General features: G+C 37.9%; 12 protein-coding genes. All 12 read left to right on the forward strand.

Features of this window, described 5'->3' with window-relative positions; all coding sequences use genetic code 11:
* The first annotated feature begins 1 nt into the window (after nt 1).
* The 12 genes from R7E00_RS18540 (at nt 2) to R7E00_RS18595 (ending at nt 14,880) form a co-directional block, all read left to right on the forward strand.
* Nucleotides 2–1,261, forward strand: a complete 1,260-nt coding sequence (locus R7E00_RS18540) for a lipopolysaccharide biosynthesis protein (RefSeq protein ID WP_262606299.1) — start codon at nt 2–4, stop codon at nt 1,259–1,261.
* The gene (locus R7E00_RS18545; protein WP_262606298.1) at nt 1,254–2,345 is read left to right on the forward strand and encodes a hypothetical protein; all 1,092 of its coding nucleotides are present in this window, start codon (nt 1,254–1,256) and stop codon (nt 2,343–2,345) included. The genes R7E00_RS18540 and R7E00_RS18545 overlap by 8 nt, the downstream gene beginning before the upstream one ends.
* Before the next feature lie 182 nt (nt 2,346–2,527).
* Nucleotides 2,528–3,544: an O-antigen ligase family protein gene (locus R7E00_RS18550; RefSeq protein ID WP_262606297.1), complete on the forward strand. Its 1,017-nt coding sequence runs from the start codon at nt 2,528–2,530 to the stop codon at nt 3,542–3,544.
* 44 nt (nt 3,545–3,588) lie between these two features.
* A complete protein-coding gene (locus R7E00_RS18555) occupies nt 3,589–4,806 on the forward strand; it encodes a glycosyltransferase family 4 protein (RefSeq protein ID WP_262606296.1) in 1,218 nt (405 codons plus the stop codon).
* Nucleotides 4,803–5,405 (forward strand): sugar transferase, encoded by a 603-nt coding sequence (locus R7E00_RS18560; RefSeq protein ID WP_262606295.1) that lies wholly within the window; start codon nt 4,803–4,805, stop codon nt 5,403–5,405. Before R7E00_RS18555 ends, R7E00_RS18560 begins: the two co-directional genes overlap by 4 nt.
* The gene (locus tag R7E00_RS18565; protein ID WP_262606294.1) at nt 5,392–6,312 is read left to right on the forward strand and encodes a 1-aminocyclopropane-1-carboxylate deaminase/D-cysteine desulfhydrase; all 921 of its coding nucleotides are present in this window, start codon (nt 5,392–5,394) and stop codon (nt 6,310–6,312) included. The genes R7E00_RS18560 and R7E00_RS18565 overlap by 14 nt, the downstream gene beginning before the upstream one ends.
* Entirely contained in the window at nt 6,305–6,829 is a 525-nt protein-coding gene (locus R7E00_RS18570; RefSeq protein ID WP_262606293.1) for a GNAT family N-acetyltransferase, read from the forward strand. Before R7E00_RS18565 ends, R7E00_RS18570 begins: the two co-directional genes overlap by 8 nt.
* 2 nt (nt 6,830–6,831) lie before the next feature.
* Complete coding sequence (locus tag R7E00_RS18575; protein WP_262606292.1) at nt 6,832–7,836, forward strand: ATP-grasp domain-containing protein; 1,005 nt, start codon at nt 6,832–6,834, stop codon at nt 7,834–7,836.
* A gap of 15 nt (nt 7,837–7,851) precedes the next feature.
* Nucleotides 7,852–9,027, forward strand: coding sequence for a DegT/DnrJ/EryC1/StrS family aminotransferase (locus R7E00_RS18580; protein WP_262606291.1), 1,176 nt, complete (start codon nt 7,852–7,854; stop codon nt 9,025–9,027).
* Between the two features lie 275 nt (nt 9,028–9,302).
* Complete coding sequence (locus R7E00_RS18585; protein ID WP_262606290.1) at nt 9,303–11,291, forward strand: polysaccharide biosynthesis protein; 1,989 nt, start codon at nt 9,303–9,305, stop codon at nt 11,289–11,291.
* A gap of 168 nt (nt 11,292–11,459) precedes the next feature.
* Nucleotides 11,460–13,562, forward strand: coding sequence for a YjbH domain-containing protein (locus R7E00_RS18590; RefSeq protein WP_262606289.1), 2,103 nt, complete (start codon nt 11,460–11,462; stop codon nt 13,560–13,562).
* Between the two features lie 151 nt (nt 13,563–13,713).
* Nucleotides 13,714–14,880, forward strand: a complete 1,167-nt coding sequence (locus tag R7E00_RS18595; RefSeq protein ID WP_047101868.1) for a nucleotide sugar dehydrogenase — start codon at nt 13,714–13,716, stop codon at nt 14,878–14,880.
* Nucleotides 14,881–14,992: the final 112 nt, after the last annotated feature.

A 14,992-nucleotide genomic window follows, 5' to 3' on the forward strand; every position in this document is an offset into this window, starting at 1 on the left:
AATGAAGTTGATATCATCTGCAATTAAAATTGGATTGGGCATTATTATTGCCCAATCAATAACTGCGTTGTCTATTCCAATCTTGACAAGGTTGTACAGTGCTGAAGATTTTGCTTTGTTTGGCTATTTATTTTCAACGAGCTCCCTGTTAGGAGCTGTAGCCTTTTTAAGATTTGAATCATTCGCTGCAAAGGAGAAAACTAAAGATATAGTGAGAAGGTATATACCTGCATTATCGTATTTGGCTCTTTTTACTTTACCACTAATGCTTTTTCTTATACTTTTCGGTTTTTATATTTTTCCATATCAAACATTCGATGAACCGATTGACTTTATAGTCGCTGGATTAATTACCGTGGTGGCGACATATAGTTGGGGAGGGTTTACATTACTATCACTAGTGTCTTCTAGGTTAGGAGTATATAAAAACCTAGCTACAGCTAGAATCGGAAAAAGTATTGTTACAGTTTCTTTTCAATTTTTGCTGGTCCTTACGAACTATAAATTTTCCCTTTTCATTGGTGAAGTCATGGGGAGAATATTTGCAATTTTATTCATGTTGAATAAAATAAAGTGCAAATTATTTCCATCAAAGATTTTGTTTTTTGTTTTTTATAGGAAGAATAAACATGAAGTAAAATATAACTTTGTTGCATCTTTAATGAATTCAATGAGTCTGAACTTTTTCCCTTTGTTTATTGTGTACTTTTATTCTCCTACATTGTCCGGTGGTTTTTTCTTGTTGTATAAAATGATCGGTTCTCCGCTAAATATTCTAACTCAGTCATTAGCAATGTCTTATTTAGGAAACATATCCAATTATATAGTGGATGAAAAATTTAAAGAAATAAAAGAAGCGATGGTTAAAACGTCATTATATATGTTTTTATTATGTGTTTTAATTCTAACATTTCTATACTTCTTGTTAAAACACTACGCTGGATTACTTGTAGGGGATGGGTGGTTAGGGCTGAGTTCTATGTTGCTATTAATATCTCCAATGTTACTTGGACAAGTTGTATTCTCTCCCTTTTCAAAATTATTAGTAGTGCTTAATCATGCAAGATGGCAATTATATTGGGATTCATCACGACTTATTTTAGTTCTTGCGGCATTTTTTATTCCATTTATTCTGAAAATTGATAATGAAACTTTAGCATTTAACCTTAGCCTTAGTTTTTTCTCATGTTTAATGCTTTTTATGTATATTGTCCATTTTCTTATGTCTATTTTCGTAATAAAGAGAAAAATTAATGAATGATGTAATTTTATTTATAAAAACAAAAAGTTTCTTAAATGATCGAAGAACACATAAAGAAATTTCCTTACTAAAGGAAATAGGAAAGAATGTTGAAGTGATCCTATCATGTGACGATGATATTGAGTTGAGAAACTATGATTATAAAATAAGAAGAATAAATATTCCTGGTGGTGCTGCTAACTCAAATTTTATAATTAGAATGTTTGGTGCAATATATTTCTCGATATTGTCCGTTATCTTGTCAAATAAAGGTAAAGGGAAAACTTATTGGGTGGCAGATCCAATAATGTTTATCCTTGTTATAATGCTAAGTTTTTTTAAAGGTCGTATTGTTTGGGATCATCATGAGTTACCACCTAGTTGGATATTTAATAATAAACTTTTAAAGTTATTATTTAGGACTGCTTATAAAAGATGCTTTTTAATTGTTCATACAAATAGAGAGCGACAAAAAAAATTAGAAGAATGGTTAGGAAATAGTTTTATTGCACGTTCTGTTGTTATGAAAAACTTACCAGATAGATCTGGAGTTAACAGTGTTGAAGAAGTTGAAGGGGTAGAAGAGTGGATTCGGGGGAGGGAGTTTATCTATCTGCAAAACTCGTTCGTGAGTGCTAGGTGTGGAGCAAATATATATAAAGCTGCTTTAGAGAATGATTTATTAATTGTTCATGCAGGTAATAGTTTAGATTATGACTATCTTTTTAAAGAAGGTATTGATGAAGATGAGTTTAAAAAAAATGTTTTTTTATGTGGTAATTTGGAATTAAAACAAATCAACTATTTATTGCAGCGTTGTAAGATGACGGTTGTTTTTTATAAAGAGACCTCTCTAAATCAAGTATACTGTGAGCCTAATAGAGTTTATCAGGCAATGGCCAATAATAGTTATATTCTTTCAGGATGTAATCCTACTTTAGTTGATATACTTTCTATCTACCCAAATTGTCATATTCTAGATTCTGATGGTAGCATTCTTAATGACGTTTCTACAGCAATGAAGTGTAAGTTCAATAAAAAGAAATACAATTATGAAGAGTTTTGGTGTAAGTATAAAGCCACATTAAAAAATGAACTAATATGAATAAACATTGTATTACACTTAACTCTGTTATATTTGCACTAACCGTTATTGTCGGTACTCTTGCTTATTCAATAACCACTCCATCACATCAAGTATTAGTCTCTTGGTTGCGTATTATTTCTATCATTCTCGTGTCTATATTATTGATGTGGAAGGGAGGGAGTCTCGTTAACCGGATTCGAATGAATAAACTGATTTTTTTTGGCGGAGCTTTTTATACCTTTTTTGTAATATATGGTTTGTTGCTTAGTCTATTCTACGATGGGTTTACGCAATTTTCCGGGAACTCGCAAATTTATTTCTATATTCCATTCTCATTCTTATGCTTTGTTTCTTTGACCTTGCTGAGTAAAGAGGATGAATATCCCGCAGCCATGTTTCTTTTCTTTTATTTTTCAATATCAACCGCTTTGATAATATTTCTTGGCGGGATGGAAACAAATTTCCCTCCGCACTTCATTTTCTCTTATAGTGATAGCTTGTACTCTCAAGGAATAACTAAATTCTATATGATTGGAGCATTAGTCAGCCTATTTTTAGCTATGAAGAGCAAAAAGATATTTTTAATTATTAATCTTTTAGCTTTTGTTGTATTTATATCTCTTTCATTTCTAGGAAGTGCAAGAGGTGATTTCTTATTTGGTATTTTTGTTATATTGGTATATTTGTCTTTTAGATATAAATCTAGCTTTATAATGGCTTTTTTATTCTCTTTAATTTTGTTGATTAATTTTGTTACTATGCCTAGCTACTCTGAAGAATTCTTAATGCTTCAAAGACTACAGTCAGTGGCGGACGGTAATTTAGGTACAAGAGATTTGTTGATATCTAATGCTATTGAGCTTGTTTATGAAAATCCAGTCTGCTTACTTACTGGATGTGGATTTAACTACTTTCAGGTTTATCATAGCTATGAATTTGGTTTATATCCTCACAATATATTAATAGAATATTTGATAACCTTTGGCTTGATAATTACTTTTTTAATTTTTCTTTTGTTTTATTTTGGTTTTTCTAAAGCTCAGAAAGATAAAGAGATGACTTTTACTCCTGTTTTGTCATGTTATTTGTTATTACTATCACTCAAAAGTGGTTCTATATTTGAATTTTTAACTTTAGCTATTGTTTCATATTATTTTTCGTTTGGTATGTGTGCTATTAGTGATAGATTGAATATAAGTAAAATTAAAAAGTCATAGTAGTAATCGATAGTTTAATATATGGCGTTTGTAAGGGCTAGGTAATGCGTGTTTTATATTTTCATCAACATTTTTCTACTCCCAAGGGGAGAGGTAGTATTCGTTCATATGAAATGGCTCAAGGCTTAATTCGTAATGGACATCAGGTGACTCTAGTTTGTGGGAGTCGAAATGGGGGAATTACAGGTCTAACGTCAGAGTTTGTGAAAGGGCGTAGACAAGGTAATGTAGATGGTATCGATATCATAGAGTTTGATTTGTCTTACTCTAATTCTGATGGTTTTCTAAAAAGAAGCTTTACATTCTTAAAGTTTGCTCTTCGAAGTGTTGGAGTCGCACTTAAGCATGACTACGATATTGTATTTGCTACAACAACTCCGTTAACAGCGGGTATTCCTGGAATATTTGCTAGGTGGTTGCGGAAAAAAACATTTGTTTTTGAAGTTAGAGACTTATGGCCTGAGTTACCTAAAGCTATGGGTGTAATTCGAAATCCATTGGTTCTAGGTTTGATGTCAATGCTAGAGTGGTGTTCGTATCGTTCTGCGCATCGTTGTATCGGGTTGTCTCCTGGGATTGTTGAAGGAATTGAAAGAAGAGGTGTCAGTCGCAATAAGATTGAGCTTATTCCAAATGGGTGTGATCTCGAACTATTTTCTCAATCTAACAGTCTTGATCGTTTGCTCAAAGTACCAGAAGGGAATCTAGTTGCTTTGTTCGCAGGAACTCACGGTATAGCAAATGGTTTGGATTCCATCATTGATGTTGCAGAAGAATTAAAAAAAGTAGGTCGCGAGGATATAACAATCGTTCTTGTTGGAGATGGGAAGATGAAGCCTCAACTGATAAAAAATGCTCAATCAAAGTCATTAGACAATATCGTATTCTTGGACCCAGTAAATAAAATGGAAATTGCCTCATTGATGAAGTCTTCTGATATTGGATTGCAGATTCTCTCAAATATTCCAGAGTTTTATTATGGAACGTCACCTAATAAATTTTTTGATTATATTTCTTCAGGAATCCCTGTGTTAAATAATTACCCAGGTTGGTTGAGTGATATGATTGTCGAAAATCAGTGTGGTTACTCAGTTGAACCTGATAATCCCCAAGCCTTTTGTTCTGCATTAATTCATGCCGCAGACCATCGAAATGAATTAGATGATATGGGAAAAAACGCATTTGATCTTGCAAATAAAAATTTTAATCGTAAAGACTTAGCTCAAAAGTGGAATAATTGGGTTGTGGAGGGAAAAAGGTGAAAAGAATTATTGATGTGTTAACCTCACTAGTTGCAATGGTTATATTATCACCTGTTTTTTGTTTGTTGTATTTTTTGATTAAAATAAAGCTTGGCAGCCCAGTGCTTTTTTCGCAACTAAGGCCAGGAAAAGATGAAAAAATATTTCGGATGTATAAATTTAGGACCATGACTGATTGTAGGGATGAAAATGGACATCTTTTACCTGATTCAGAAAGAATTACTCAGTTTGGTGCGTTTCTTAGAAAATCTAGCCTTGATGAATTGCCAAGTCTCTGGAATATATTAAAAGGAGATATGAGTTTGGTCGGGCCAAGACCACTATTAGTAGAGTATTTGGACTACTATACTGATGAAGAAAAACGTCGGCATAAAGTTCGTCCCGGATTGACTGGGTTAGCTCAAGTTTCAGGGAGAAATAACCTAGGATGGGATGAAAGGCTTAATATAGATATTCAATATGTAAATAATCCTTCGTTGTTACTTGATATTAAGATATTGCTTAAAACTTTTTATAAGGTTATTAAAAAGGATGATGTTGTTATTGTGCCTTCTACAAAGTTTGGGAAATTAAGCGAAGAAAGAAATGAATGTAAATAGATTTTCTCCAACATATAAACTTTTCAGAAATTCTAAAGGAATAGACTTTTATGTCAAAAGAGATGACCTTATTCCAGAATACTTTGGTGGTAATAAAGTTAGAAAAAATGCATGTATTATAAACTCCATGAACGTACTGCCCGATGTTATAATCACTAATGGTGGTTCCGAGTCTAACCATGCAAGAGTATGTGCGCTAATGGCAAGTAGCTTAGGTATACAATGTCACCTAGTTCTTCATGGAAACAAGCCGTGTTCTGATTTCTATAACGGAAATGATTTTTTAATTTCTAGTGCAAAAGCTAACGTTAGTTACGTAGAGCCTTCTGAAATATCAAAAGAGATCGATAAACAAAGAGATTATTATCAGTCTCTTGGTAAAAGCGTAGAGGTGATCCCGGGAGGCGCTCATTCTTTAGAAGGTGCGGAAGCATATATGTATGCTATAGACGAACTTGATTTTGAGCCTGACTATATATTCTTCGCTAGTGGAACGGGAGCTACACAAGCCGGGATTGTTGCAGGGGTAAAGCGCAGAGGTTGGGATACAAAAGTTATAGGTGTCTCTGTAGCTAGAGATACTCAAAGAGGATCAAAGGCCATATATGAAATATATAACCCTCTGTGTGAAAAGCATTTCATTCCTTGTGACTTCTCTGATATTGAATTGTTAGATGGATATCGTTTTGGTGGATATAGTAATTATAATAACGCTTTAGTTCAATTCATAAAAGATACAATAAAAAGCTTCGCTATCCCTCTGGACCCTGTTTATACAGGCAAAGCATTTCTAGGGATGATTTCTGAAGCAGATAAAAGAGAGATTGAAGAAAATAGTAAAGTTCTCTTTTGGCACACCGGTGGTTTGTTAAACCTGCAAGCATCTAAAGGTGTTAGTGATGATTAAAATTGATGATACGTTATATTACAGATATCTAAAAAGAGAAGACTTGGCAAAGAGAGTTTCTTGGATTAATAACCCAGATATCAATGATACCTTAACTTTTAGAACACCAGTAACGTTAGAATCAACAGAACGTTGGTTTGATAATATAAAATCTGATCCTACAAAAGTTAACTTATTTTTTTTTGTTAAAGAGAATGACAAGTATATACCTATAGGTTTTGGTGGGTTCGTAAATATAGATACGATTAACAAGAGAGCAGAACTTTTTATTACAATCGGAGAGGCAAGTTATCAAGGTTGTGGTTATGGTTATAAGATTGTGAAATTTTTGACTGAGTTCGGTTTTAATAATCTTGATTTAAATCGTATATTTTTAACTACTTTGGCTCATAATTTAAAAGCTAGATCACTATATATAAAATGTGGTTACCAGGAAGAAGGTTATCTTAAAAAACATTTTTTCCACAAGGGCGAGTATAAAGACTGTTTTTATATGGCTAGTGTTAAGGAGCAATAATAATGAATTTACTATTTACATGTGTTGGTCGAAGGAAATATCTGATCGACTATTTTAAAAATGAAACCGAGTTGATAAATAATATTGTCGGTGCGGATATGTCCTACTCAGCACCAGCATTAGACTCATGTGATAAGTGGTATATTGTTCCTAACGTTTATGATGAAAGCTATATAGATAAACTTATTGACATATGCAAAATAGAAGATATTAATGCTTTGATTTCATTAAATGATATGGAGCTTCCTATTCTAATTGAGCACGAAAATAAGTTTTTAGAAATTGGTGTGAAGCTAATAATTTCAAATAAAAGTGTAATAGATATATGCTCTGATAAATATAAGACTTATGAGTTTGGTCTGAAACATAACATACCCGTTCCTAAAACGTATATCAACCTTGACTCTGCCCTTTCAGATATTGATGAAGATATACTGAAATTTCCTTTAATCGTTAAGCCTAGGTGGGGATCTGCTTCATTTGGTTTATATGTGGTTAACTCCATTCTTGAGCTTAAAGAATCATTTGAACAATGTCATTCCAATTTAGTTGATTCGTACCTTTCTAAGTTCCAGCAATCTACAGAAGATGTCATTATACAAGAATTTATTCAAGGTATTGAGTATGGTGTGGATATTTTTAACGGTTTAGATACTACTTATTATGGCTTTGTCGCCAAACAAAAACTATCAATGAGAGCTGGGGAGACTGATAAAGCTACAACCGTGGATCCGGTTAGATTTTCTAAGTCAGTCGGTACCATTGGACGCAAGCTTGGTCATATTGGAAACCTAGATTGTGATTTCATGGAAAAAGAAGGAGAACTACTTATGTTAGAGCTTAATCCGCGCTTCGGTGGTGGATATCCATTCTCTCATGAGGCAGGGGCAAACCTTGTAAAATGTTTGCTACTTTCACTATTGGGACGTAATGATGAAATCAATATTTCTTACGATAGCGGACTAACGTTTTCTAAGTGCGACACGATAGTACCTGCCAAACAATGATCGGTAAAAATCACAATGCTTAATACTCCATTTTCTCCATGGCCTTCTTTTACTCAAGAAGAAGCCGATGCAGTTAGTCGTGTACTACTGTCAAACAAAGTAAACTACTGGACGGGTAGTGAGTGCCGTGAGTTCGAAAAAGAATTCGCAGCTTGGGTTGGATGTGATCATGCTGTTGCACTAAGCAACGGTACCCTTGCACTTGATGTTGCGCTTAAAGCGTTAGCGATTGGTGAAGGGGACGAGGTTATTACGACGCCTAGAACGTTTCTTGCTTCTGCGTCTTCTATTGTTACGGCTGGCGCCAACCCTGTGTTCGCGGATGTGGATCTCAATAGCCAAGCCATTACGGCAGCGTCGATTGAAGCGGTCCTAACTCCTAAGACTAAAGCGGTCATCGTTGTTCATTTGGCTGGTATGCCGGCAGAAATGGACGCCATCATGGCGCTTGCAGAAAAACATGGTTTTTATGTTATTGAAGATTGTGCTCAAGCACATGGCGCAAAATACAAAGGGCGCAGTGTAGGCACAATCGGTCACATTGGTGCTTGGTCATTCTGTCAAGATAAGATCATGACGACAGGCGGTGAAGGCGGCATGGTGACCACGAATGATAAAGATTTGTGGTCAAAAATGTGGTCTTACAAAGATCATGGTAAAAACTATGACGCGATTTATAACCGTCAGCATCCACCAGGCTTTCGCTGGTTGCACGACAGCTTTGGAACCAACTGGCGTATGACTGAGCTACAAGCTGTGGTTGGTCGTATTCAATTGACTCGCATGTCAGAGTGGACGGCAAAACGCCAAGCCAATGCGGCACAAATCGATGAGGCTGTTGCAGATCTCAATATCGTTCGACGCGTTCACGTGCCTGAGCATTCGCAGCACGCTGAATACAAACATTACCTTTTTGTTGAGCCTAAACATTTGGCAGAGGGCTGGACGAGAGATCGCATTGTTGAAACCATTGTGGAACGTGGTGTTCCGGCTTATCAAGGTAGCTGCTCTGAGGTGTATTTAGAAAAAGCATTTGATAATACGCCATGGCGACCAGAAAAACGTTTGCTGAATGCAGTGCAGTTAGGTGAAACCAGTTTAATGTTTTTGGTTCATCCAACATTATCGTCAGAAGAAGTCGCTAAAACGTGCGGTGTGATCCGTGAAGTGTTGTTAGAAGCGCAGAAGTAAACCAGTTCAGTCTAAGTGGGACGCATAAATAATAGTGCTTTAATATGTCGTTATTTATGTTTTCCTGTAACAGCGTCCCACCACTTGATGAAAATGTAAAATGTCTGCTACGCAGATTGCTTAAAAGATGCGATGCAGTGAGAGAATATGCAATTAATGGTTCTATACATAATCATCAGGTTGTATAATCTTTGCTCAGGCTATCTCATAATATTAACTAGCATTACCACCAAACTCTAAAAATAAACTTGGGGTAATGAGGCTTACATACTGTCATGATTGAAAATAATTCCAAACTTAACGTCATTTGGTCTTTACCGAGATATCAAAAGCGCCTTATTAGTATCGGAGTGGATCTCTTTATTATCTCTGCTGCTTTTATGTTTGCTTATTGGTCTCGCATTGGTGAATTCCGCCCACTTCCAGATATAAGCAGTAACTATGTATTGTTGGCAACCATTGTCTGTACGCTTGCTGTTTTTGTCTCGTTTGGCCTCTACCGAGCGGTGCTACGCTATTTAGGCTTTCATGTTCTGGCAGTCGTCGGGTTGGGTACGATTCTATCTGCGCTTTGTTTGGCCAGCTTTGCTTTCGCATTTGATGCCCAACTACCACGCTCGATTCCTTTTATTTATGCCGCTTTTCTTGCGATCGGTGTAGGGACTAGCCGTCTGCTGGTAAGGAGTTTGGTTGCTCAATCGGTACACAAAGCTGGAGCGCCAGTTCTTATTTATGGTGCGGGTAGTGCCGGTCGTGAGCTTGCGTTTGCGCTGCGACAATCAGAAACCTACCGAGTTATTGGCTTTGTCGACGAAGACAAAACGCTTCAAAACACAATGCTAATGGGTTACCGAGTCTATACAGCGGATAACGCGATGAAGGCGATTAGAAAGTATGAAGTAAAAAAAATCTTACTTGCTATTCCTAGCGCTTCAAACAAACGCCGTAAGGAAGTATTAGATAGAATTTCTAAACTGCCTGTTGAAATCCAAACCGTTCCAGATATGAAAGATATCCTTACGGGTAAGGCGAAAATTGATGAACTGAAAGAGGTTCCGATTGGTGATTTGTTAGGTCGAGACCCTGTTCAGCCGCAACAAGTATTAATGGAAGCGAACATCAAGAATCAAGTAGTGATGGTGACGGGAGCTGGTGGTTCAATTGGCTCTGAGTTATGTCGTCAGATTTTGAACTACTCGCCAAAATCATTGATTTTATTTGAACTGTCTGAATTTGCGTTGTATCAGGTGCACAGTGAATTGAGTCAAATCATTAAAGCTAACAATCTGAGCATTGTCGTCGTTCCATTGGTTGGCTCTGTGCAGAGACAAAATCGCTTAGAAACTACCATGAAAGCCTTTGAAGTGGACACGGTTTACCATGCTGCGGCGTACAAACATGTTCCGCTGGTGGAGTACAACGTTGTTGAAGGTGTAAGAAACAATGTGTTTGGCACTTACTATACAGCGCAAGCGGCGATTGATGCAGGTGTGAAGAATTTTGTTCTTATTTCTACTGATAAGGCTGTTAGACCAACGAACGTGATGGGTGCGACTAAACGTATGGCTGAGTTAGGCCTACAGGCGTTGGCGGAGCAACAAAACCGAATTCGTGAGAGCAACCCTAATCTGGGTACGCGTTTCTGCATGGTGCGCTTTGGTAATGTTTTGGGTTCGTCTGGCTCGGTAATTCCTGTATTCAAAAAACAGATTGAGAAGCGAGAACCTATTACGGTCACCCACAAAGACATTACTCGATACTTTATGACAATTCCAGAGGCTGCCCAGTTGGTTATTCAAGCTGGGGCGATGGGTAAAGGTGGCGATGTATTTGTTCTCGATATGGGGGAGCCCGTTAAGATTGTCGATCTAGCGAAGAACTTGGTTTACCTGTCAGGGCTTGAAGTTAAAGATGAAAACAATCCTCATGGCGATATAGAGATTCTCTTCACAGGTTTGAGACCGGGAGAGAAGTTATATGAAGAGCTGTTGATTGGAGATGACAATGTTTCCGAAACGGCACACGCACGTATTATGACAGCGCAAGAAAGTTACCTGCCATTAAAAGAGTATGAAATCTTAATCGATAAGCTCGATGTCGCCTGTCACAACTTCCAACACGAAGTGATTCGTCGCTTGTTACTCGATGCTCCTACAGGCTTTAATCCGGTGGACGGCATTGAAGATCTCGTATGGAAGCAAAATACTCGCACTGCGGAGTTATATACTTTTGAACCAAAGCAAAGTAATGCAAGTGAAACTTGATGCTTTTGTCTGATTGGTAAATAATAGAAAAATTAATAAGATATGTTGTCTTGGTACTCGCAGTGGTGGTTTGTTTACTACGAGCGTAACGTGAACATGTCGTAATCTCAAAAAGGCACTTCTGAGTGCCTTTTTCTGTATTCAATACATTAACAGTGGCTAAAACTGATGGCACAGAAAACGATAAAAACAGGGATAGCAGCATTATCGCTTCCGCTACTGGTAAGTACTTCTCTTACCGCTCAGGAGTTGGCGACGCTGCCTTCGAACCAAAGCTTTACCGGATTGACTTTTACTCCTAATGCGCAGTCTTTGAACTACGGTGACTTTTCTTTTACGTATGCGCAAGGTTTACCTTTAAATCACAAAATTGATGAGTTAGATGCTCTTAATTTGTCGTTTGGTCTATTTGATGGTTTTGAGGCGTATGGAAGGATTGTTACCAAAACTTATAGTTGTAACTCATTTGTAAAAAGTGGGTGTGGTATAAGAGATCTATCGATGTCTTTCAAATACCAGGTCCCTAACTTTTGGGGAGCGGAGAATTTCGACTTTGCTCTAGGTATTCAGGACTTAGGTGGCTCAGCCAATCAGTTCAGTACGAAATATGCGGTTGCAGATTACTCGTTCGACTTTGCTCCGGTTCGCGTTTCTGCTGGTTATGGGCTTTCTGATATTGAATTAGGTGTGATGGATGGCCCATTCGGTGGTATTGAATATCAACCATTGAGCTTTTTGCAGGTTAGCGGAGAATACGACGCAGTGGAGTTTAATTCTTCGGTCAAGCTTTTTACCCCACAAGGCACATTGCCTTATGATGTGACAGCCTCGCTCAGTTATCAGCTCTACTCTGGCCACAATACTGATGAACAAAATATTTGGAACGCGGCACTTTCAGTACCTCTAGTTACTGGATATACACGTTCTCGCGATTACTCGCGCAATAATCTCACGTTAATGGAAAAGTTGTCTTTGGAGCAGAATAAAGCTAAAGAGGCTTCTATCTCTGCTTTAGTGAGCGCGCTTCGTAATGAAGGGTTTGTGAATATTCAAATCGGTTTGCTGAATCAAACAACCGTAGTGGCGCTAGAAAACCGTCGTTATAACCATAACCAAGTAGATGGTTTAGGTGTTGCTATGGGGATCATCTCTAGCCACCTAGGTCAAAACGCGGTATCAGAAGTGGGTGGTGATTCAGAGCGTATTGAGCTATTTATGCTCGCAAACCAAAAGCCCGTTGTGAGCGTGCAAGCGAATTCAACGTGCTATCAGAGTTTTATCAATGGTTCTGCTGCGTGCGAGGATATTAAGTTCACGACACGAGATTTAGCCGAAAAACTTGAGTTGGTTAACTGGAAAACAGAGCGCGTAAGTAGCGGCGCACTAGACTCTCAACTTGTCTTTTCACCAATGGTTCGCCATGCCGTTGCGACCGAGTTTGGTGTTTATGACTACTCTTTTGCGATGTCGAGCAACTTATATACCTACCTTTGGTCTGGCGCGGCTGTCGATGTTCGCCATATTTTGCCGTTAGCGGAAACTGACGATTATGAAAAATGGGGATACTTTGAGGATAGTGCTTACGAAAATGATATCGAACGCGCAATGCTGCACCAATTCTTCCGTTTACCTTATGTCGATATTGCGAACCAAGTATCCATCGGTTTGGCGAAAACAGATTATATTGGCGCGAGAAGTGAGTCTACATGGTTTTCTCAGTCTGGTGCGCACGCTTTGAGTTTGGAAATGAGCTACTTCCAGCACGTCGATGAGAAAGATGAAAATGGCTATGAAACTCTCGAACGTCAAACTTCGCTAGCTCGCTATACTTTTTCAATGCCCGAATGGGATTGGCAGTTTAACGCGACAGCGGGTGAGTTTTGGCGGGGCGATGTTGGTGCTAAGCTAACAACATCGCATTGGTTTGAGGATATTGAGGTTTCTGCTACTTATCAGGTTACTAAGTACAAAGATACTGATGAAGAGCAGTTTGTCGCTGTGTCAGTCAAGCTACCACTAACACCTTGGCGTGATATGTCTCCTGGCTTATTGCAGGTTCGAGGTAACGAAGCTTATGACTTTAATGTGATGACGCGAGTAGGCAATGACGTCAATTTCTTAAGTGATGGACAAGGTGATGAGCTTATCATGGACAACAGCATGCTACGTCGTTACTTCAACCGTGGTCGTTATGGTAGCGATTACTTTGAAGAGAATAAGATTCGCTTACGTAACGCCTACCTGCGTTACTTATCAACTCAGTTAGACTAAACCCATAGAACAGTACGATGTATAAAAGCGGCCAATGTGCCGCTTTTTTATTTTCTAATGTATGAAGCTTAGGTTGCACAATATTGTTTCACTATCCAAAAATTAAAACTATTGATATTCTGATATAAGAACTAAAGATTAGGGTATTGGAATGAAAATAGCGGTTGCCGGTACGGGGTATGTCGGGCTCTCTAATGCGATGTTGTTAGCCCAAAACCACCAAGTTGTTGCACTTGATATTGTAGAAAAAAAAGTTGAGTTGCTTAACAACAAGTGTTCACCCATTGTAGATAAAGAAATTGAAGATTTTCTGTCTAATCGAGAACTAGACTTTACTGCTACCACGGACAAAGAGCTCGCCTACAAAGGTGCTGATTTTGTTGTTATAGCAACGCCAACGGATTATGACCCACAAACCAATTACTTTAATACGGCTTCCGTCGAAGCGGTGATAAAAGATGTAATGGCGATTAATCCAAATGCTGTAATGGTAATTAAGTCTACAGTGCCTGTGGGTTATACTGCACGCATTAAGCAAGAGTTAGGTTGTGAAAATATTATTTTCTCGCCAGAGTTTCTTCGCGAAGGCAAAGCACTTTACGATAACCTCCACCCATCTCGCATCATTGTTGGTGAGCGCAGTGCACGTGCTGAGACATTCGCCAATCTTCTAGTTGAAGGGGCGGTAAAAGAAGACATCCCAGTTTTGTTTACTGATTCTACAGAAGCTGAAGCGGTTAAGTTGTTCTCAAATACTTACCTTGCAATGCGCGTAGCTTATTTCAATGAGTTAGATTCTTACGCTGAGGCGCATAATCTTGATTCTCGCCAAATTATCGAAGGTGTTGGTTTGGACCCCCGTATTGGTAACCACTACAACAATCCTTCATTTGGATATGGTGGTTATTGTTTACCAAAAGATACCAAGCAACTTCGTGCAAACTATCAAGATGTCCCAAACAGTATTATTGGGGCCATAGTGGAAGCCAATCGAACTCGTAAAGACTTTATTGCTGAGTCTATTCTCAAACGAGAACCTAAAGTGGTTGGGATATACCGTTTGATAATGAAAGCTGGCTCAGATAATTTCCGCGCTTCGTCTATTCAAGGTATTATGAAGCGTATCAAGGCAAAGGGTATTGAAGTGGTGGTGTATGAACCAGTACTTCAGGAAGACGAGTTCTTTAACTCACGTGTAATCAACGACCTGAATGAGTTTAAACAAAGCGCCGATGTGATTGTCTCTAACCGTATGGTTGAAGAACTTACTGATGTGGCTGATAAGGTGTACACGCGAGACCTATTTGGTAGTGATTAGACTTTAGTTACGATGATCGTGTGTAATCTAATACACAAACAAAAAGGGATGCATGATGCATCCCTTTGTTATTTTTACTCTCAGTAAAAACGAGATTAAGCTTTTGCTTTAG

This window comes from Vibrio sp. Vb1755, from assembly GCF_033338635.1.
In the GTDB taxonomy this organism is placed as follows: domain Bacteria; phylum Pseudomonadota; class Gammaproteobacteria; order Enterobacterales; family Vibrionaceae; genus Vibrio; species Vibrio alginolyticus.